Origin of the sequence: Citrobacter sp. Ct235, from assembly GCF_030332305.1 — a bacterium.
Classification (GTDB): Bacteria; Pseudomonadota; Gammaproteobacteria; order Enterobacterales; family Enterobacteriaceae; genus Citrobacter_A; species Citrobacter_A telavivensis.
In genome coordinates this window covers 228,637-247,598 of the sequence record NZ_JAOWIC010000041.1, presented here as the reverse complement: position 1 = coordinate 247,598, position 18,962 = coordinate 228,637, and the positions used below count along the sequence as shown (strand labels likewise).

Annotated in this window: 19 protein-coding genes; 6 read left to right on the top strand and 13 right to left on the bottom strand. The window is 55.1% G+C overall.

The window, feature by feature from the left end; genetic code table 11:
• Positions 1 to 108: 108 nt before the first annotated feature.
• Positions 109 to 450: an inner membrane protein YiaB gene (gene yiaB, locus OGY35_RS07930; RefSeq protein ID WP_286631941.1), complete on the top strand. Its 342-nt coding sequence runs from the start codon at positions 109 to 111 to the stop codon at positions 448 to 450.
• Between the two features lie 114 nt (positions 451 to 564).
• Here the strand turns inward: yiaB and OGY35_RS07925 are convergent, their stop codons facing one another.
• On the bottom strand, positions 565 to 1,560 hold the full coding sequence (locus OGY35_RS07925) for an acyltransferase (RefSeq protein ID WP_286631939.1): 996 nt from the start codon (positions 1,558 to 1,560) through the stop codon (positions 565 to 567).
• A 177-nt stretch (positions 1,561 to 1,737) separates the two neighbouring features.
• Here OGY35_RS07925 and OGY35_RS07920 point away from each other — a divergent pair, with 177 nt between their 5' ends.
• The 3 genes from OGY35_RS07920 to glyS all read left to right on the top strand — a co-directional run bounded on the left by OGY35_RS07920 (position 1,738) and on the right by glyS (position 5,130).
• On the top strand, positions 1,738 to 2,043 hold the full coding sequence (locus tag OGY35_RS07920) for a YsaB family lipoprotein (protein ID WP_286631938.1): 306 nt from the start codon (positions 1,738 to 1,740) through the stop codon (positions 2,041 to 2,043).
• A 96-nt stretch (positions 2,044 to 2,139) separates the two neighbouring features.
• The gene (gene glyQ / locus OGY35_RS07915) at positions 2,140 to 3,051 is read left to right on the top strand and encodes a glycine--tRNA ligase subunit alpha (protein ID WP_042323214.1); all 912 of its coding nucleotides are present in this window, start codon (positions 2,140 to 2,142) and stop codon (positions 3,049 to 3,051) included.
• A 9-nt stretch (positions 3,052 to 3,060) separates the two neighbouring features.
• The gene (glyS, locus tag OGY35_RS07910; protein ID WP_286631936.1) at positions 3,061 to 5,130 is read left to right on the top strand and encodes a glycine--tRNA ligase subunit beta; all 2,070 of its coding nucleotides are present in this window, start codon (positions 3,061 to 3,063) and stop codon (positions 5,128 to 5,130) included.
• 77 nt (positions 5,131 to 5,207) lie between these two features.
• Here the strand turns inward: glyS and cueP are convergent, their stop codons facing one another.
• The 4 genes from cueP to OGY35_RS07890 all read right to left on the bottom strand — a co-directional run bounded on the left by cueP (position 5,208) and on the right by OGY35_RS07890 (position 8,330).
• On the bottom strand, positions 5,208 to 5,747 hold the full coding sequence (gene cueP, locus OGY35_RS07905; protein WP_286631935.1) for a copper-binding periplasmic metallochaperone CueP: 540 nt from the start codon (positions 5,745 to 5,747) through the stop codon (positions 5,208 to 5,210).
• A 179-nt stretch (positions 5,748 to 5,926) separates the two neighbouring features.
• The gene (cspE, locus tag OGY35_RS07900) at positions 5,927 to 6,139 is read right to left on the bottom strand and encodes a transcription antiterminator/RNA stability regulator CspE (RefSeq protein WP_004126446.1); all 213 of its coding nucleotides are present in this window, start codon (positions 6,137 to 6,139) and stop codon (positions 5,927 to 5,929) included.
• Positions 6,140 to 6,411: 272 nt separating this feature from the next.
• Positions 6,412 to 6,702, bottom strand: coding sequence for an HTH-type transcriptional regulator (locus OGY35_RS07895; protein WP_152400524.1), 291 nt, complete (start codon positions 6,700 to 6,702; stop codon positions 6,412 to 6,414).
• 266 nt (positions 6,703 to 6,968) lie between these two features.
• Positions 6,969 to 8,330 carry an MFS transporter gene (locus OGY35_RS07890; protein ID WP_286631933.1) on the bottom strand — a complete coding sequence of 454 codons (1,362 nt, stop codon included), beginning with the start codon at positions 8,328 to 8,330 and terminating at the stop codon, positions 6,969 to 6,971.
• Between the two features lie 443 nt (positions 8,331 to 8,773).
• Between OGY35_RS07890 and OGY35_RS07885 the strand changes: the two genes are divergently transcribed.
• Positions 8,774 to 9,484, top strand: coding sequence for a DUF3053 domain-containing protein (locus tag OGY35_RS07885; RefSeq protein WP_178823093.1), 711 nt, complete (start codon positions 8,774 to 8,776; stop codon positions 9,482 to 9,484).
• A gap of 41 nt (positions 9,485 to 9,525) precedes the next feature.
• Here OGY35_RS07885 and ghrB read toward each other — a convergent pair whose 3' ends face one another.
• The 6 genes from ghrB to OGY35_RS07855 form a co-directional block, all read right to left on the bottom strand.
• Positions 9,526 to 10,500, bottom strand: a complete 975-nt coding sequence (gene ghrB / locus OGY35_RS07880; protein WP_286631932.1) for a glyoxylate/hydroxypyruvate reductase GhrB — start codon at positions 10,498 to 10,500, stop codon at positions 9,526 to 9,528.
• Positions 10,501 to 10,522: 22 nt separating this feature from the next.
• On the bottom strand, positions 10,523 to 11,803 hold the full coding sequence (locus tag OGY35_RS07875; protein ID WP_152400516.1) for an MFS transporter: 1,281 nt from the start codon (positions 11,801 to 11,803) through the stop codon (positions 10,523 to 10,525).
• 69 nt (positions 11,804 to 11,872) lie between these two features.
• Complete coding sequence (locus OGY35_RS07870; RefSeq protein ID WP_286631931.1) at positions 11,873 to 12,811, bottom strand: sugar kinase; 939 nt, start codon at positions 12,809 to 12,811, stop codon at positions 11,873 to 11,875.
• Positions 12,812 to 12,814: 3 nt separating this feature from the next.
• Positions 12,815 to 13,564, bottom strand: a complete 750-nt coding sequence (locus tag OGY35_RS07865) for a sugar phosphate isomerase/epimerase family protein (RefSeq protein WP_286631930.1) — start codon at positions 13,562 to 13,564, stop codon at positions 12,815 to 12,817.
• Positions 13,565 to 13,664: 100 nt separating this feature from the next.
• A complete protein-coding gene (locus OGY35_RS07860) occupies positions 13,665 to 14,681 on the bottom strand; it encodes a LacI family DNA-binding transcriptional regulator (RefSeq protein WP_061075967.1) in 1,017 nt (338 codons plus the stop codon).
• A gap of 124 nt (positions 14,682 to 14,805) precedes the next feature.
• On the bottom strand, positions 14,806 to 15,468 hold the full coding sequence (locus OGY35_RS07855) for an OmpA family lipoprotein (protein WP_286631927.1): 663 nt from the start codon (positions 15,466 to 15,468) through the stop codon (positions 14,806 to 14,808).
• A 153-nt stretch (positions 15,469 to 15,621) separates the two neighbouring features.
• Between OGY35_RS07855 and OGY35_RS07850 the strand changes: the two genes are divergently transcribed.
• Positions 15,622 to 17,946: a molybdopterin guanine dinucleotide-containing S/N-oxide reductase gene (locus tag OGY35_RS07850; RefSeq protein ID WP_286631925.1), complete on the top strand. Its 2,325-nt coding sequence runs from the start codon at positions 15,622 to 15,624 to the stop codon at positions 17,944 to 17,946.
• On the opposite strand, the gene OGY35_RS07845 is transcribed toward OGY35_RS07850, so the two are convergent.
• Both OGY35_RS07845 and tag read right to left on the bottom strand, forming a co-directional pair.
• Positions 17,915 to 18,355 carry an N-acetyltransferase gene (locus OGY35_RS07845; RefSeq protein ID WP_286631924.1) on the bottom strand — a complete coding sequence of 147 codons (441 nt, stop codon included), beginning with the start codon at positions 18,353 to 18,355 and terminating at the stop codon, positions 17,915 to 17,917. The two genes, OGY35_RS07850 and OGY35_RS07845, sit on opposite strands and share 32 nt — an antisense overlap.
• Complete coding sequence (tag, locus tag OGY35_RS07840) at positions 18,336 to 18,914, bottom strand: DNA-3-methyladenine glycosylase I (RefSeq protein WP_152406218.1); 579 nt, start codon at positions 18,912 to 18,914, stop codon at positions 18,336 to 18,338. The genes OGY35_RS07845 and tag overlap by 20 nt, the downstream gene beginning before the upstream one ends.
• Positions 18,915 to 18,962: the final 48 nt, after the last annotated feature.

Genomic DNA, 18,962 nt, shown 5'->3' with positions numbered 1-18,962 from the left:
TAGATTAATCGCATGAATGAATTCTGAATTCTCCTGCTGACAATATTTTTCGTTGTTGTCTTTACGGGGTTGTCCCTACTCTGATTCCCTATTGGATAAGGGGATTCAGTGAACAGCTCAACGTTGATTTCATGGTTGTTGCTCATTTCAGGCACATCGACTTACGTTATCGGCTTATGGATGGCATGTCCGTCACTGAGCGGAAAGGGCTATTTTCTCAGTATCCTGGTGACCGCAATGTTTGTTACGTACGTTTATCTGCGTGAGGCAATGCGCGAGCAACTCGACGACCGCTTAGTCTCCACATGTCAAATGGTGGCGCTGATTACGCTTGGCTTATTTCTGGTTGGGATCATCAATGCGCCGCTTTCGCTGAGTGAACGGGCCGTCTATCTCGTGGCGCTGTGCGTGGGTTTGCAGGGATTCGTACGCGTGGTTCGGGTTAAATAAAAGGAGATCACATTGCTGTGGTGCTGTCTGGTCTGCTATCTGCTTCGCCGCCTGAAACGGCGTTCGGCCTAATTTCCCCCCAATGCCCGGTTCAAAAGACCGGGCATTTCAACGTCAACTGACCAGTCTGCGCGTATCGAATCGTTGTAACAGCATTGAAAGCAGTAAACTGCCTGCGAGGGTGGCGCTAAAGATCCACAGTATATCCAGCGGTGGCCAGCGTTTGATGTCCAGTCCGCCAGTGCGTAACGCATGAATAATGAGCGCATGAAAACCATAAATGCCGAGCGAATGGCGGGAGATCAATCCCAGGCCAGGGACGGTTTGCGTGTTCAGCGTGTTTTTGACCAGAGTAAGCAGTGCGACGGCGCAGATAAAAACCATCGGCCCGCAATAGAGATACCAGGTATCGGCAAAATTACCGCGCCACTGCAATTCATGCAGCGTCCCACGAGATATGACCCACACCGCAACCACGAAAAGCCCCGCGCTTAGCCAGGAAAGCGCACTTTTTTGCGTCTCCATCATGCCAATGGCGCGCCCCAGCATTCCGTACAGAATGTAGTAAAAGGTATCGCCGTTGATATACAAATTAATGGGGAGCCACTCGAACCCGCCCACTTTTTGCGACACGGTGTTTGGGTTGGCGAGGATGCCAATGACCACCATCAGCACCAGCAGCATTTTGCCGCTGACGTTTTTTACCTGAATCAGCGGTGAGACCAGGTAGATTACGGCAATCGCGAAGAAAAACCACAGGTGATAAAACACCGGCTTTTGCAGCAGGTTTTTTAAGGCGAGTCCGGCGTTAATCGAGGTAAATAGCGTGATGTAGAGCAGGGCGACGGCGCTGTAGAACAGCAGGCACAGCGCGATGCGTAAAAAATGGCGCGATTGCGCGCTGCGCTCGCCAAAAAAGAGATAGCCCGAAATCATAAAAAACAGCGGTACGCTGACGCGGGATGCCGAATTCAGTATGTTGGCAAGATCCCAGTTAACGGAACTGACGCTCTGTGCATTTGTAATGTACCAGGTTGTGGTGTGAATCATCACCACCATCAGACAGGCGATCCCTCGCAGGTTATCAATCCAGAAAATTTTGGGCTGCATCAGTTCCTCTGTTTTCGTTTCAAAAATGCTCTGACTCACATTTTGTCAGCCTGTCTCGCTGGATTAATCTGAGTTTTTACACTAAAGCTTGTGATGGTCCGATGAGATTCGCAAAATGCGTCTGCCACACCGAACGTAATAATAATAAGACTGATCAGTAAATTAGGCGGTAATAAAATGATGATGAAATCTTTCTTTCCAGCAATGGTGATGCTTCTGCTGGTAGGATGTACAACCTCTCAACAACCGCCGATGCAAAAGGCGCAGAAAGCGAAAGTCAGCCCCACGCGCACGCTGGATATGGAAGCGTTGTGCAAGGATCAGGCTGCGCGGCGCTATAACACCGGCACGCAGAAAATTGATGTCACGGGCTTTGAACAATTTCAGGGGAGTTATGAGATGCGCGGTGCTACCTTCCGTAAAGAGAGTTTTGTCTGCTCTTTTGACGCGGATGGGCAGTTTTTACATCTTTCCATGCGCTGAGCCCTGCCTTTTTCCCGTTTCGTACTGTATATCTTGCAGTCAGCGGGTATACTGATCCCTTCCTTTTAAAACCACACGTATCCAGCACGAAATACTATGCAAAAGTTTGATACCAAGACCTTCCAGGGCCTGATCCTGACATTACAGGATTACTGGGCTCGTCAGGGCTGCACCATTGTTCAACCTTTGGACATGGAAGTGGGCGCAGGTACCTCGCACCCGATGACCAGCCTGCGCGCGTTGGGGCCAGAACCGATGGCAACCGCGTATGTGCAACCTTCTCGTCGTCCCACTGATGGACGCTACGGCGAAAACCCAAACCGTTTACAGCACTACTATCAGTTCCAGGTGGTGATTAAGCCCTCTCCGGACAACATCCAGGAGCTGTATCTCGGGTCGCTGAAAGAGCTGGGCATGGACCCCACCATTCACGACATTCGGTTCGTGGAAGATAACTGGGAAAACCCAACGCTGGGTGCCTGGGGTCTGGGCTGGGAAGTGTGGCTGAACGGGATGGAAGTGACGCAGTTCACTTACTTCCAGCAGGTTGGCGGACTGGAATGTAAGCCGATCACCGGTGAAATCACCTATGGTCTGGAACGTCTGGCGATGTACATTCAGGGCGTAGACAGCGTTTACGACCTGGTCTGGAGCGACGGCCCGTTGGGTAAAACCACTTACGGCGACGTGTTCCATCAGAACGAAGTGGAGCAATCCACCTACAACTTTGAATACGCGGATGTGGACTTCCTGTTCACCTGCTTTGAGCAGTACGAGAAAGAAGCGCAGCAACTGCTGGCGCTGGAAACCCCACTGCCGCTGCCTGCCTACGAGCGTATTCTGAAGGCCGCCCATAGCTTCAACCTGCTGGATGCGCGTAAGGCCATCTCCGTCACTGAACGTCAGCGCTACATTCTGCGCATTCGTACCCTGACCAAAGCGGTGGCAGAAGCTTACTACGCGTCCCGTGAAGCCCTCGGCTTCCCGATGTGCAATAAAGACAAATAAGAGGCGGCCATGTCTGAGAAAACTTTCCTGGTGGAAATCGGCACTGAAGAGCTGCCACCAAAAGCCCTGCGCAGCCTGGCGGAATCTTTTGCTGCGAATGTGACTGCGGAGCTGGACAACGCCGGCATCGCGCACGGTCAAGTCGAATGGTTTGCGGCGCCGCGTCGTCTGGCGCTGAAAATCGCTAATCTGGCAGAATCCCAGCCCGATCGCGAAGTTGAAAAACGCGGTCCGGCGATTGCCCAGGCATTTGATGCCGAAGGCAAACCGAGCAAAGCAGCAGAAGGCTGGGCTCGGGGGTGTGGCATTACCGTTGATCAGGCCGAGCGCCTGACGACTGATAAAGGCGAATGGCTGCTGTATCGTGCGCTCGTGAAAGGCGAAAGCGCCGAAGCACTGCTGCCGAACATGGTAGCCACGTCGCTGGCGAAACTGCCGATCCCGAAACTGATGCGCTGGGGAGCGAGCGACGTGCACTTCGTGCGTCCGGTACACACCGTCACCCTGCTGCTGGGCGACAAAGTCATTCCGGCAACCATTTTGGGTATCCAGTCCGATCGCGTCATTCGCGGCCATCGCTTTATGGGCGAGCCGGAATTTACCATCGACAATGCCGACCAGTATCCGCAGATCCTGCTGGAGCGCGGTAAGGTCATTGCCGACTACGAACAGCGTAAAGCCAAAATCAAAGCGGATGCGGAAGACGCGGCGCGCACCATTGGCGGGAATGCCGATCTGAGCGAAAGTCTGCTGGAAGAAGTGACTTCGCTGGTGGAATGGCCCGTCGTACTGACGGCGAAATTCGAAGAGAAATTCCTCGCGGTACCTTCTGAAGCGCTGGTGTACACCATGAAAGGTGACCAGAAGTACTTCCCGGTCTACGCCAACGACGGCAAACTGCTGCCGAACTTTATCTTCGTTGCGAATATCGAATCGAAAGATCCACAGCAAATCATCTTCGGTAACGAGAAGGTGGTGCGCCCGCGTCTGGCGGATGCCGAGTTCTTCTTTAATACCGACCGTAAAAAACGTCTGGAAGACAATCTGCCGCGTCTGCAAACCGTGCTGTTCCAACAGCAACTGGGTACGTTGCGCGACAAGACCGATCGTATTCAGGCGCTGGCGGGCTGGATTGCTGGTCAGATTGGCGCAGACGTTAACCATGCTACCCGTGCGGGCCTGCTGTCGAAGTGTGACCTGATGACCAACATGGTCTTCGAGTTCACCGACACCCAGGGCGTGATGGGCATGCACTACGCCCGTCACGATGGTGAAGCGGAAGATGTCGCTGTTGCTCTGAATGAACAGTATCAGCCGCGCTTTGCCGGTGATGACCTGCCGTCTAACCCGGTTGCCTGCGCACTGGCGATTGCGGACAAGATGGATACCCTGGCGGGTATTTTCGGTATCGGTCAGCACCCGAAAGGGGATAAAGATCCGTTCGCCCTGCGTCGTGCTGCACTGGGTGTGCTGCGCATTATCGTTGAGAAGAACCTGAACCTCGACCTGCAGACGCTGACCGAAGAAGCGGTGCGTCTGTACGGTGACAAGCTGACCAACGCTAACGTCGTTGATGACGTCATCGACTTCATGCTCGGCCGCTTCCGCGCCTGGTATCAGGATGAAGGCTACACGGTGGATACCATCCAGGCGGTACTGGCGCGTCGTCCGACTCGCCCGGCAGATTTCGATGCGCGTATGAAGGCGGTCTCCCACTTCCGCACTCTGGAAGCGGCCTCTGCGCTGGCGGCTGCCAACAAGCGTGTTTCCAACATTCTGGCGAAGTCTGATGAGACGCTGAACGAGCGTGTTAACGCCGCGACGCTGAAAGAGCCGGAAGAGATCGCGCTGGCGATGCAGGTTGTCGTGCTGCGTGACAAGCTTGAACCGTACTTTACCGAAGGCCGTTACCAGGACGCGCTGGTGGAACTGGCTGAACTGCGTGAGCCGGTTGATTTATTCTTCGAAAAAGTGATGGTGAACGTCGAGGATAAAGAGCTGCGCGTTAACCGTCTCTCGATGCTTGAAAAACTGCGCGAGCTGTTCCTGCGCGTAGCGGATATTTCGCTGCTGCAATAAGCGTGGCGCCAGCAATAAAAACCTGCCTCCGGGCAGGTTTTTTTATGGGTACAGTTTGGACAGGGCCGTCAGCGCACTTACTGCAGCCGCAGTTCTGTCAGACAGGTCTGGCTGTCATCCTTCGTGGCAATCGCGTGTGACGCCGTTTTGCCGTTGTAGCTCACTTCTATTGTCCCTTCGATGTGGCGCGGCAACCAGACGCCGATAAACCCGTTCTGATAGCTTTTGATGGGTTTCTGAATCAACACATCGCCTTTCTTATCCGTCACTTTAACGTTGAACGTGGTATCCGGCATTTCACCCTGACAGCCGGAAAGGCTGTGGTTAAAGCACGGGTGCGTCTGTTGTTGGTAAGGCGCAAAGGAGAGATAAAACTTTTCGCCCAGCGGCAGGGTATACATCTGCCCATCAGAGGCGAGTTTTAACTCGGTACTGGTGATGGAAGCCGAATACGGTAGCGGACGGGACTGCGGCGTTTGATCGATGGTATCCACGATCTGTTCGACTGACTTACCGGCAAGACCATGTTCGGCAAGGAACGCGGCTTCTGGTGATGCAGCAAATGCGGTGCTGCTGGCGAGTAAACCTAACGTAAGGAACAAAGGGAGTCTGGACATAGTGTCAATTCCATGTGTAAAACAAGGTTTTTACTATAAAGCTTACCCTTAGGGAAAGGTCAAAGCCTGGACAGGTAAAGTAATGCAAAGAAGGGGAATGGGGATGGCAAAAGGTGAAAGAGAGATAAAAAAAATCCCCGCCGTCTGGCAGGGATCTTGAATTCTGAGCTTATGTAAGCTTACAGGCTGGTTACGTTACCAGCTGCCGGGCCTTTAGCGCCGCTTTCGATGGTGAAGGAAACTTTCTGACCTTCATCCAGAGATTTGTAGCCTTCGTTCTGGATAGCAGAGAAGTGTACGAACACGTCTTTAGAGCCATCGTCAGGAGTGATGAAGCCGAAACCTTTGTCAGCGTTGAACCATTTTACGATACCAGTCATTTTACCGGACATAGTGTATTACCTTTTAAAAAATAAGTGTGCCTTTCGGCGATATGGCGTGCTCTACAGATTTTTTAAGCGTTAAGGAAATGCGCACTACGAGGGGTATCAACGATAACTCTTGAAGGGGACTACCTTACTAAACTGCTTTAATGGTCTGTACGTCAAACCGTGGGACGCATTAACTCATGTAACGCCAGTTGATGCAACTGTTATTTTGCTCCTGGTGGGTTAAGTGGTCAGAAAACGGCCCTGTATCAGGACCGTTCATTAATCATTGTCGACTACTCCATCAACTGCTTACTCAATGCCGGGTTAGCCTGTATCAGGCGCATCAGCTTCAATTCCGTACTGGAGGGTTTAACGCGTTTTGATTCCCACTCCTGTACCAGTGCAACCGTTACGCCTAACGCTCTGGCGAAATCATCTGTTTTAAGTCCACTCCCTCGTCGTAGCTGTTCAACTTCGCTAAAGGGGCTTGGCTTATTTGTCAGGGTGATTCTTGATGATTCTTCTTTAAAAACAATTTGTTCCAGGCTGCTCAGCAGCTCAAACATAGGATCTTTAGATTCCATTGAGAACTCCTCTAAATCACACTGCGGGATCGTGAATTTCATCGAAGCCAGTTAAGAATAGTCGCAAAAGAGAAAGTATGGAGGGCGTCACATTTTCAGGGGAGAGAAAGACTCGTTTCAGCGACGAGGGGAAGGCGGATGAGTAGCCTGCTAAAGATCTGATAACGGGCGCTATATCACGCGTGACAGAGAGAATTGTAAAGATTACGAAAATCTGACTATTTCCTGGCAGGTTGTTACCTGCCAGGAAGGGGACATCAGGCTTTTTACGCGGCGTGAGTCGGCGATTCTGCCAGTGTTGAGGAAGTAGAGAGCTGGCGTTTACCTGCCCAGTATTTCACCATCAAGGCAAATGCGGAAACCAGTGCCGGAATCGCAAGGAATGTGAAGATGGTTTCAAACGCGAGCTGTGCCTGCATCAGGAAGGCACCGCTAAACGCACCGAGAATGCCACCAAAACGGCCCAGACCTAACATCCATGCCACGCCGGTCGCACGGCCCTGCGTGGGGTAAAAACCTGCCGCCAGCGCGGGCATGGACGATTGTGCGCCATTCATGATCGTCCCGGCGATAAAGACCATCACTCCCATGAGCACCAGGCTGCTGGTGGAGAACCCTACCAGGCAGACGAACACCCCGGTCAGCAACCAACCGACCGCGACCACTTTGTTCGGGTTGAATTTGTCCATCAGCGCACCCAGCACCAGGACGCCAATCCCGCCGCCCAGCGGGAACAGGGCGGTTATGATGGACGCCTGACTCAGCGTGGCCCCCGTTTCACGGATCAGCAGCGGCAGCCAACTGGTCAGCAGATAGAAGATCAGCAATCCCATAAAGTAGGTCAGACACAGCATCACCGTGCCCAGCGCGTAACGCGGCGAGAAGATGACGCCCAGTGCCGATTTCTCTTTAATCTGGCCGGTTTCACGCAGGACAAAGTGCGTTGCTTCCGGCAGCGGGGCGATACGGCGCAGAATAGTGCCTATCTGCTGTTGTGATTTGTTCTTTACGACCAGATAACGGGCGGATTCTGGCAGCAGGAAGATCAGCACCACCGCCAGCGCCAACGGCATTACGCCGCCGAGGATCAGCACGCTTTGCCAGCCGTAATGCGGAATCAGCCAGGCGGAGATAAACCCGCCCATCGACGACCCAATCGGGAATCCGACGAACATCAGATTCACCAGCAGCGCACGGCGGCGTTCAGGCGCATATTCACTCATCAGGGTTGCGGCATTGGGCATCGCCGCCCCCAGGCCCAGACCGGTTAAAAAGCGCAGTGCCGTCAGTTGGTTCAGCGTGCCGGCAAAGGCGGTGAGCAGGCTGAAGCCGCCAAACACCAGAATCGACATGATCAGGACTTTTTTGCGACCGATACGATCGGCCAGTGGACCCGCAGTGAGCGCCCCCACGGCGAGACCGACCAGCGCCGCGCTCATGACCGGGCCGAGTGCGGATTTTTCAACCCCCCACTCCTGAACGAGATCGGAGGCGATGAACCCAATAATCGCGGTATCGAACCCGTCCATCGCGACGGTCACAAAACACAGCACGAGGATCATCCACTGGTATTTTGAAAAGGGATGCTCGTTAATAAACGCTTGAATATCAGTTGTTCTGTTTGTCATGCGGTCATTCCTGCGAAAGCCACGCGGGGGACAGAGGGCGTTTTTATTTTCTCCACCGCTAGCGTTTGGATTAATTGTGCGATTATCGAACGTTTATTCGGTAATCGTTCAACTAATCAAAACATCGAAGTCCTTGTTCGGCAATCATCCTGCCGTGGTAAACGTGCGATAATCGTACGAATTGCCCCTGCTCTGGCTTTGCTAACGATGAAACTCTATTAAAATCATAGGACTACTTCATGGCAATACCCCCACGGCAGAGACGGTAAATGTGATGCAATTAACAATAAAGCAACAAATCAACGATCGGCGTTCCGCCATGCGAATTTCCGCCACAAGATTACGCGTAAGGGGTATCCTGCGAGCCTGACCTGGACTATCCTTGTAAGCCGTAAGGCACGCGTGTTGCGTTGTGCGCATTTTTGGGTGAAAGGAGTATTAAAATGGCGACAGGTAAGTCCTGCTCTCGCTGGTTTGCGCCTCTTGCGGCGTTATTAATGGTAGTTAGCCTGAGTGGGTGTTTTGATAAAGAAGGCGATCAGCGTAAGGCATTTGTCGATTTTCTACAGAATACGGTGATGCGTAGCGGCGAGCGTCTACCCACCCTGACTGCCGATCAGAAAAAACAGTTCGGCCCGTTTGTTTCTGATTACGCCATTCTGTATGGCTACTCGCAGCAGGTGAATCAGGCGATGGATTCCGCGTTGCGTCCGGTCGTTGATAGCGTTAACGCCATCCGTGTGCCACAGGATTATGTGACACAACGTGGGCCGCTACGTGACCTGAACGGTTCTCTCGGCGTACTGGGCCAGCAACTGCAAAATGCGAAACTACAGGCGGATGCGGCGCATGGCGCACTGAAACAGACCGATGACCTGAAGCCGGTGTTTGACCAGGTGTATAAGAAAGTGGTGACGACGCCAGCAGACGCGTTACAGCCGCTGATCCCGGCCGCGCAGATCTTCACTCAGCAGTTGGTCCAGGTGGGTGACTTTATCGCGCAGCAGGATACGCAGGTTAGCTTTGTGGCGAATGGTATTCAGTTCCCGACGTCGCAACAGGCAAGTCAGTACAACACATTGATTGGGCCGTTGGCCTCGCAGCATCAGGCATTTAATCAGGCCTGGACTGCGGCGGTAAACGCCATCCAGTGATGAAGTTGCCGGGCAGGCGATAGCGCCTCCCGGCCGTTTTGTTATCCTGCTACCTGCGGGTTCACGCAGTTCTTCTCGACCTTCCCTTGCAGTGCATCAATCAGGTTATCTACCGCGCAGGCCGCCATGTTATAGCGCGTTTCATGCGTAGCCGAACCAATGTGCGGCACCGCCACGACGTTGTTCAGCGACAGCAGCGGCGAGTCAACCGGCAGTGGCTCCTGTTCAAACACATCCAGTCCAGCAGCATGGATCTCGCCCTTTTGCAGCGCGGCAATCAGCGCATTTTCATCGACGACCGGACTGCGCCCGGCGTTGATGAAGATGGCAGAGGACTTCATTTTGGCGAACTGTTCTGCCCCAAACAGATGATGGGTCTCGTCGGTCAGCGGCAGGATCAGGCAGACAAAGTCCGATTCCTGCAGCAGCGTATCGAGGTCGCAGTAGCGGGCGTTGAAGCGTTCTTCCGCTTCCTGATGGTGACGGCGGGCGTTGTAGAGAATCGGCATGTTGAAGCCGAAGTGGGCGCGCTGCGCCAGCGCAAGGCCAATGCGTCCCATACCGACAATACCCAGCGTTTTGTGGTGCACATCGATACCAAACCAGTCGGGACCAATGCTGGAGGTCCATTCGCCGACCTTCACACGCTCGGCCACTTCCACGACACGGCGAGCGGTCGACAGCACCAGCGCCATGATTGTATCGGCGACGGTCTCCGTCAGCACGGTGGGCGTGTGCATCAGCAGCACCTTGCGTGCGTTCAGCGCATCCACATCGAAGTTGTCATACCCCACGGAGATCGTTGAGGTCGCGCGGAGCTTAGGCATTTTCTCCAGCAGCGCGGTATCGACGGTTTGGCTGGAGCCCAGCAGACCTTCGGCACTGGCAAAGGCTTGCGCGTGTTGTTCAACCGTCTGCGGACTCAGGTTCGGCACCTGCGTGACGGTGAAATGTTCTTCCAGGCGATGCAGTAAATCGTCGGGTAACGCTTTGTAGAGAATAATGGACGGCTTCATACGACTCTCCATGAGGTAAAGTTTACGCGTGGCGTGCGCCAACCGGTACTTGCTGATTATTCGCGGGTTTGACGACTAAAGTTAGCCATACTGAGGCGAAAAGCGCCACCCCCATAAAAATGTACGAGGCGGATGGACTGCCGGTCGCGCCGTTGAGGTAACCAACAAACCAGGAGCCGAGGAACGATCCGAGCGCGCCCATACTGTTGATTAGCGCCATCGCGCCGCCGGCAACGTTGCGTGGCAACATCTCCGGAATAATGGCGAAAAACGGGCCATATGGGGCGTACATCGCCGCGCCGGCAATCACCAGCAGGGTATAAGAAGCCCAGAAGTTATTCGTGCCAACGGCCCAGGAACCGATAAAGGCGAACGCAGCAATCAGCAGCAGGGGCCAGACGAACAGCTTACGATTCTGTAGTTTATCCGAGGCCCAGGAGGCAACAATCATCGCCACGGTGGCCGCCAGATACGGTACGGAAGAGAGCCAGCCCACTTCGACCATCCCCAGATTCGCGCCGCCTTCGCGGATGATTGACGGCAACCACAGCACGAAGCCGTAGACGCCAATACTCCAGGTGAAGTACTGCATGCAAAGCAGGATAACGTTGCGGGAGCGGAATGCTTCGCTGTAGTTGCGTACCGCCTTAATGCCCTGCTGCTCTTGTTCGAGTTGCGTTTGCAGCGCCGTTTTTTCTGACTCGGTCAGCCAGCCGACCTGCGCCGGTTTATCTTTCACCAGCACCCACCAGCAAAAGGCCCACAGGATGGCGGGAACCCCTTCGATGATGAACATTTCGCGCCAGCCGAGCGCCTGGATCAGGTAACCGGACACCACCGACATCCACAGGACCGTTACCGGGTTACCGAGGATCAGGAAGGTATTCGCCCGCGAACGCTCCGATTTTGTAAACCAGTTACTGATGTAAATCAGCATCGCTGGCATAACGGCGGCTTCTACCACCCCGAGAATAAAGCGAATAGCGGCGAGTGCCGGGATATTGCTGACCATCCCGGTTAGCGATGCGCAACCCCCCCATAAAATCAGGCAGACAAAGATCAGTTTGCGCACGCTCCGGCGTTCGGCATACACCGCGCCGGGGATCTGAAAGAAGAAATAGCCAAGAAAGAACAGGGCACCGAGCAGGGATGAGATCCCTTTGGTGATGCCGAGATCTTCGTTAATGCCCGCAGCGGAGGCGAAGCTGAAGTTTGCACGGTCAAGATACGCCAGGCTATACGTGATAAACACGATAGGCATGATGTACCACCAGCGTTTTGCTGCATTTGTTGAGTTTGCCATAATCAACCTCTGTTGTTTCTGCCGCCGCTGTCTGTAGGGTACAGGGGGCCGTTATCATTACGTAACGCGTTATTCGCCTAACGTTTCACGTGTGGGTAAGCCTTCGCTGTCGCCCTGTACCTGAATGGCCAGCGCGCCAATTTTGTTGCCGCGTGTGACGGCCTGATGCAGCGTCCGGCCTTCCAGCAGGGCGCTGATGACGCCGACCGCAAAGCCATCGCCGGCACCGACCGTATCGACCACGTTGTTTACTTTTACCGGAGCGACACTGCCTTTTTCGCCGTCGGCGGTTTTATACCAGGCACCGTCTGCGCCCGTTTTCAGCACCACGGCTTTCACGCCGTGGCGGAGATAGAAATCCGCAATCCCTTCCGGCGTCTGTTGTCCGGTTAAAATCATCCCTTCTTTAAGACCGGGTAACACCCAGTCGGCCTGGAAGGCGAGACGGTTCAGTTTCTCAATCATCTCCGCTTCACTTTTCCACAGCACCGGACGCAGGTTGGGGTCAAAAGAGAGCGTCTTACCCTGCGCTTTCATGGTGCGCGCCGTGTGTGCCAGCAGTTCATAAGCGCTGGCGGAAAGTGCTGCTGCGACACCGCTCAGATGCAGATGGCGGGCCGCGGAGAAGTACGCGTCGTTGTAATCCGCCACGGAAAGGTGGCTGGCTGCGGAGCCTTTGCGGAAATACTCCACAATGGGATCGGTTCCATTTTCAACTTTAGATTTCAGCTGAAAGCCTGTCGCGTAGCGCTCATCCAGCGTCACGCCTTGCGCATCAATACCCTCTTTTTTCAGCGAGTTGAGAACAAAACGACCAAAGCTGTCATTACCTACGCGGCTCACCCAGCCCACCTTCATACCCAGTCGCGCCAGGCCTGTGGCAACGTTCAGTTCGGCACCGGCGACGCGCTTGATAAACGGCTCGACCTCGGCCAGATCGCCGGTCTGTGTCGCAACAAACATCGCCATCGCTTCGCCGATGGTGATGACATCCAGTGAATGCTTCATGCCTTACTCCTTACGTAACAAATCGACGTAGCGGCGAGTGACCGCAGTCAGGTCGGCCCCTTCCAGTGGAAATTCAATGCCGCGTGGAACGTCGGTGGGCAATTGGTTGAGCAGCCCGAGCCAGCGAGGCTCGGCGTCGTCCGGGGGAATCGCGCGATAGCTGTCATGGTGCGCGGTGGCGGCTTTGACGTGAACATAACCGACTGACGCGGCCAGTTGACGAGCGGCCTCTTCCGGCGAATCGCCCACCCACAGCCAGTTGCCCATATCAAACGTCAGTTGTACCGGCAGCGCATGTTGCTGACAGGCGGCGTTAAAACGTTGCATCGGAGCCAGTCGTCCGCAGGCGGTCTGGTCATTTTCGACCACCAGAGCCATACCGCTGCTTTCCAGCCAGTCGCGCAGGGTGTCAAACTGATCTGCGTGGACGAAATGGCCCAGAGAAACCTTCAGCCACAGCGCGCGCAGCGTTTGCGCTTCCTGAAGCAGAGACGGCAGTTGCGAATTAAGGCGGCCATCTTCCATGAACAGCGGTTGTGGTGCGGAATAGCAGGCCAGCAGATCGACGCGTTCGATGGCTGCAGCCAGTGTGGTCAGGGCGCTGAGTTCAGCGTCAGTAAACAGTTCGCGGCGAATCTCGACGCCGTCTGCGCCTGCACCGGCAATGACCGGCAGCATCGCGGTTTGTCCGCCGGCAGCGCGGACGGTGTCGTAGCCATAGGCGGCGGTGACCACCATAATTTTTCTCTGCATGGGAACTCCAGAACTAACGCTATTGTGATTACGCTAGATGGAACCGGTTCCAAAGAAAAGCATCCTGTGTCGAAATTATGATCACCATCACGAAGGAATATTAGCGGGCGGTGGAACCGCGAACGATCAGTTCGCCGGAAAAAACCTGTTCATGGATGGCATCGCTACCGCCTTCGATCCGGCGTACCACCTGTTCGACGGCGGCATAACCAATCTGCCATGTGGGCTGTTTCATGGTCGTAATCCCGACGCCTGCCAGTTCGGCCCATTCCAGCTCATCAAACCCCAGCAGGCCAATATCGCTGCCCCAGTTGAGGCCAATGCGTTTCAGCGAGCGGGCGACCTGAAGGGTGAGCGCGCCGTTAGCGGAGATCACCGCCTTACGCATCCCGCGATGCTGCTGGTGGAACTGACGTAAGGTGTTATCGAGCTGCGTATTCTCGCTGAGTGGGACTTCGGCGTTTTCGGCGACAACGCCCGGATAGCGCGCCAGCGTTGCCCGAAAAGCGCTCAGTCGTTCACGGCGGGTATTGACCATGCCCAGCGGTTCGCTGAGAAACAGCAGGGCCTCAAAGCCTTGTTCAATCAGGTGCTCGGTGGCCGTGGTGGCGGCCTGGGTGTTGTCCAGTCCGACGACGTCGCAGGCGAAGTCAGGGATTTTGCGATCGATAAGTACCATCGGCAACGCAGACTGTTGCAGGCGATTCAGCCCCTCTTCGCGCATCCCCACGGCGTTGACCACGATGCCTTCTACCTGATAACTGCGCAGCAGATCGAGATAGTGCAGTTCCTGGTTCACCTCGTTATTGGTGTTACAGACCAGCGGCGTAAAGCCTTTCTCGCGACAGGCGGCTTCGATACCGCTTAAGACGTGGACGGAATAGGGGTTGGTGATATCGGCAATGATCAGGCCAATCAGGCGGGTACGACCTCGTTTCAGGCCGCGAGCCATCAGGCTGGGGCGATAGTCGAGATCGGCAATGGCTTTTTCAATACGCGCCAACAGAGCATCAGAGAGCAGGTGTTTTTCGCCGTTGAGATAACGTGAAATACTGGTTTTACCGGTTTTTGCCGCTTTCGCGACATCGCTGATGGTAGGGCGTGTTGATTTGCTCATCGCTGATTTCCTTGCCTTGGGTGAGCATACCTTAGCGCGAAAATGCCCGGTGGCGCTACGCTTACCGGGCACACTGTTGGGTTTTGTCGGCCGGGTAAGGCAACGTCGCTACCCGGCAGGAAACTTATTGCACAGGACTTAAGGTAATTTCGACACGACGGTTCTGGGCTTTCCCTTCCGCCGTGCTGTTGCTGGCGATCGGATTTGCCGGGCCCAGGCCGCGGGTGCGGATGCGGTTGGCGGCAACACCCTGAGCGATGAGCGAGCTGGCCACGCTGTCCGCACGCTGTTGCGACAGACGCATATTCAGGTCCTGGCCGCCGGTGCTATCGGTATAGCCGATCACATTGACGGCCGTTTTTTCGTACTCTTTCAGCACCATCGCCACGCCGGTCAGCGTGTTCGCGCCCGCCGGTTTCAGGGTCGCGCTGCTGCTGTCGAAGGTGACGTTATTTGGCATGTTCAGGATGATGTTATCGCCACTTCGCGTCACGCTCACGCCGGTTCCCTGCATTTTATCGCGCAGTTTTGCTTCCTGTACGTCCATGTAATAACCGACGCCGCCACCGAGCGCTGCACCCGCCGCTGCGCCAATCAGTGCGCCTTTACCGCGATCTTTCTTCGAGGAGGAGAGGGCGCCGATACCCGCGCCGACCAACGAACCAATGCCCGCGCCAATACCGGATTTACCCGCTTCGCGTTCACCGGTGTAAGGGTTGGTTGTGCAGCCAGAAACCGCCAGGGCGCCACTCACAATAGCGGCAATGACTAAAACACGTTTCTTCATCTTAATTCCTTAATGACATTCTTATTTTTACCACAGCGACCGTGGCGGTTGATTATGACGTGTGAAGATGAAGAAAATTCCAGGGATCTCTCTGAAATTTGTAAGTAACATTGAACGCCGTAATACATCAGCCCATCTGCAGGAGTGCCTGACTTGACGACGCACAATCCGGTGTTAACCGCCGCCCACTGGGGACCCATTCTTGTCGAAACGGACGGAGAAAGGGTGCTCTCCTCCCGGGGCGCGCTGTCCACCTCGCATCCGAATTCACTGCAAAGCGCGGTCCGCGATCAGGTGCACAGTAAAACCCGGGTGCGTTATCCGATGGTGCGTAAAGGGTTTCTTGCATCGCCTGCACAGCCGCAGGGCGTGCGCGGACAGGATGAGTTTGTGCGCGTGAGTTGGGACGATGCGCTGGCGCTGATTCATGCGCAGCATATGCGGATCCGCGACACCTGGGGCCCCTCGTCTATTTTTGCCGGTTCTTACGGCTGGCGTTCCAACGGCGTCCTGCACAAATCGGCGACGCTGTTACAACGCTATATGGCGCTGGCGGGCGGCTACACCGGGCATCTGGGCGACTATTCTACTGGCGCGGCACAGGCCATCATGCCTTACGTGGTAGGCGGCAGCGAGGTGTACCAGCAGCAGACCAGCTGGCCGGTGATTCTGGAACACAGCGATGTGGTGGTATTGTGGAGTGCCAACCCCCTGAATACACTTAAGATTGCCTGGAACGCGTCGGATGAACAGGGGATACCTTACTTTGACGCGCTGCGCGAAAGCGGAAAACGACTGATCTGTATTGATCCCATGCGATCGGAAAGTGTCGATTTCTTCGGCGACAAGATGGAATGGATTGCGCCGCACATGGGTACCGACGTGGCGCTGATGCTCGGCATCGCGCATACGCTGGTGGAAAATGGCTGGCATGACGAGGCGTTTCTTGCCCGCTGCACCACGGGTTATACGGTCTTCTCAGACTATCTGCTGGGCGTAAGCGACGGGATCGCTAAAACGGCCGAGTGGGCGGCCGCGATTTGCGGCGTTCCGGCAGCCAAAATCCGTGAACTGGCGGAATTGTTCCATAAAAATACCACTATGCTGATGGCTGGTTGGGGCATGCAGCGTCAGCAGTTTGGCGAACAAAAGCACTGGATGATTGTCACCCTGGCCGCCATGCTGGGACATATAGGTACGCCCGGCGGCGGTTTTGGCTTTTCTTATCACTTTGCCAACGGCGGTAACCCGACTCGCCGTTCTGCTGTGCTGGCGTCAATGCAGGGCAGTCTGCAAGGGGGTACCGATGCGGTGGAGAAAATCCCGGTGGCGCGCATTGTTGAAGCGCTGGAAAACCCCGGTGCGCCGTATCAGCACAACGGTATGAACCGTCACTTCCCGGATATCCGCTTCATCTGGTGGGCGGGCGGGGCGAATTTTACCCATCATCAGGACACGAACCGACTGATCCGCGCCTGGCAAAAACCGGAGCTGGTGGTCATCTCGGAATGCTTCTGGACCGCTGCCGCAAAGCATGCCGATATCGTGCTGCCGGCGACAACCTCCTTTGAACGTAATGATCTCACCATGACCGGGGATTACAGCAACCAGCATCTGGTGCCGATGAAGCAGGTTGTACCGCCGCAGGGAGAAGCGCGTAATGATTTTGACGTCTTTGCCGAACTGAGCGAGCGCTGGGAAGCGGGCGGTTATCAACGCTTTACCGAAGGGAAGAGCGAGCTGGAATGGCTGGAAACGTTCTACACCATTGCCGGACAGCGTGGTGCCAGCCAGCAGGTGACGCTGCCGCCGTTTGCCGAATTCTGGGCCGCTAACCAACTGATTGAAATGCCGGATAATCCGGCCAACGCACAGTTCATCCGTTTTGCTGATTTTCGTCGTGACCCGGACACGCATCCGCTGAAAACTGACAGCGGCAAGATCGAGATATACTCGCAGCGGATTGCCGGTTATGGCTATGCGGACTGTCCCGGACATCCGATGTGGCTGGAGCCGGATGAGTGGCACGGCAATGCCGAACCTGAGCAGTTACAGATCGTGTCGGCGCACCCGGCGCATCGGCTGCACAGCCAGCTTAACTACAGTCACCTGCGCGAACGGTACGCCGTCGCGAACCGCGAGCCAGTGACGATTCACCCGCAGGATGCGCAGGCGCGCGGCATTCGCGAGGGCGATACGGTGCGTATCTGGAATCACCGTGGTCAGATCCTTGCGGGTGCAGTGGTCACCGACGGTATCAAACCCGGCGTGATCTGCATTCATGAAGGGGCATGGCCGGATCTCGACCCTGCGGCCGGAGGCATCTGTAAAAATGGCGCGGTGAATGTGCTGACCAAAGACCTGCCCAGTTCGCGTCTGGGGAACGGCTGTGCAGGCAATACCGCGCTGGCGTGGATGGAGAAATACAGCGGACCCTCGCTCGCGCTTACTGCGTTTGATCCGCCCGCCAGCCCATAATCCAGGTGGGATGCTGGGTATCCTCCTGCCATGCGCTGTCTTCAATACGAAAACCCAGCGCATGGTAGAAATTTACCGCGTTCTGGTTTTTCTGATATACCTCGAGGCTCAGCACGCTATAACGCTGCTGAACATGCTGCACCAGCGCTTTACCAATCCCACTGCGTAACCTATCCGGGGCGACAAACAGCGCCCCTAAAAAGCGTTGTTCCATCACGCTGACAAACCCTTTCAACGCCCCTTCTTCCTCCCAGACCCAGGTTCTGGCGGCGGGCAGGTAGACATCACGCACAACCTCTTCACTCTCGTGCCAGTAACGTTCAGGGATAAAAGGATGCGCATAGATGGTGCTTTCCAGCCATAGCGCCAGCAGCGGCGTCATGTCATCACTATGAAACTCGCGAATCATTTTTATCTCCTGGATGACAGAAACAGCCAGTGATGTGGTCGTTGACCAGTCCGCAGGCCTGCATGAAGGAGTAGCAAATGGTCGTACCGACGAATTTAAATCCCCGTTTTTTTAACGCTTTTGACAAGGCGTCCGAGGCGGGAGTGGAGGTTGGGATCTCACCCAACGTCGCGGCGCGGGTGATTTGCGGCTGATTTTCCACGAATGACCAGACGAAATCGGCAAACGGTTCGCCGTTTTGCGCCATCGCCAGGTACGCCCGGGCATTACCGATGATGGCCTGAATTTTCCCCCGATGGCGGATAATCCCGGCATCAAGCAGCAATCTTTCCACATCGTCTTCCTGCATGGCTGCCACGCGTTCGGGATCGAACTGGTGGAAATTAGTGCGATAATTTTCGCGTTTCTTGAGGACGGTAATCCACGAAAGACCGGCCTGCTGACCTTCCAGGCAGATCATTTCGAACAGTTTTTTACCGTCGTGCTCGGGTACACCCCACTCGTTATCATGGTAGGCAATGTAAAGCGGGTCCTGACTGACCCAACCGCAACGTTCCATACTTTCCCTCGCTCTTTGACTTGCCATAAAAATATCGTTCCGGACGCC

Bases quoted from the DNA above. Each gene is read 5' to 3' on its own strand.
- OGY35_RS07895 (WP_152400524.1), bottom strand. From the start codon at position 6,702: ATGGAATCTAAAGATCCTATGTTTGAGCTGCTGAGCAGCCTGGAACAA.
- OGY35_RS07870 (WP_286631931.1), bottom strand. From the start codon at position 12,811: ATGAAGCATTCACTGGATGTCATCACCATCGGCGAAGCGATGGCGATG.
- OGY35_RS07875 (WP_152400516.1), bottom strand. From the start codon at position 11,803: ATGGCAAACTCAACAAATGCAGCAAAACGCTGGTGGTACATCATGCCT.
- cueP (WP_286631935.1), bottom strand. From the start codon at position 5,747: ATGTCCAGACTCCCTTTGTTCCTTACGTTAGGTTTACTCGCCAGCAGC.
- OGY35_RS07845 (WP_286631924.1), bottom strand. From the start codon at position 18,355: ATGATTCGCGAGTTTCATAGTGATGACATGACGCCGCTGCTGGCGCTA.
- glyQ (WP_042323214.1), top strand. From the start codon at position 2,140: ATGCAAAAGTTTGATACCAAGACCTTCCAGGGCCTGATCCTGACATTA.
- OGY35_RS07865 (WP_286631930.1), bottom strand. From the start codon at position 13,564: ATGCAGAGAAAAATTATGGTGGTCACCGCCGCCTATGGCTACGACACC.
- tag (WP_152406218.1), bottom strand. From the start codon at position 18,914: ATGGAACGTTGCGGTTGGGTCAGTCAGGACCCGCTTTACATTGCCTAC.
- ghrB (WP_286631932.1), bottom strand. From the start codon at position 10,500: ATGAAGCCGTCCATTATTCTCTACAAAGCGTTACCCGACGATTTACTG.
- cspE (WP_004126446.1), bottom strand. From the start codon at position 6,139: ATGTCCGGTAAAATGACTGGTATCGTAAAATGGTTCAACGCTGACAAA.
- OGY35_RS07920 (WP_286631938.1), top strand. From the start codon at position 1,738: ATGATGATGAAATCTTTCTTTCCAGCAATGGTGATGCTTCTGCTGGTA.
- OGY35_RS07860 (WP_061075967.1), bottom strand. From the start codon at position 14,681: ATGAGCAAATCAACACGCCCTACCATCAGCGATGTCGCGAAAGCGGCA.
- glyS (WP_286631936.1), top strand. From the start codon at position 3,061: ATGTCTGAGAAAACTTTCCTGGTGGAAATCGGCACTGAAGAGCTGCCA.
- OGY35_RS07925 (WP_286631939.1), bottom strand. From the start codon at position 1,560: ATGCAGCCCAAAATTTTCTGGATTGATAACCTGCGAGGGATCGCCTGT.
- OGY35_RS07885 (WP_178823093.1), top strand. From the start codon at position 8,774: ATGGCGACAGGTAAGTCCTGCTCTCGCTGGTTTGCGCCTCTTGCGGCG.
- OGY35_RS07890 (WP_286631933.1), bottom strand. From the start codon at position 8,330: ATGACAAACAGAACAACTGATATTCAAGCGTTTATTAACGAGCATCCC.
- OGY35_RS07855 (WP_286631927.1), bottom strand. From the start codon at position 15,468: ATGAAGAAACGTGTTTTAGTCATTGCCGCTATTGTGAGTGGCGCCCTG.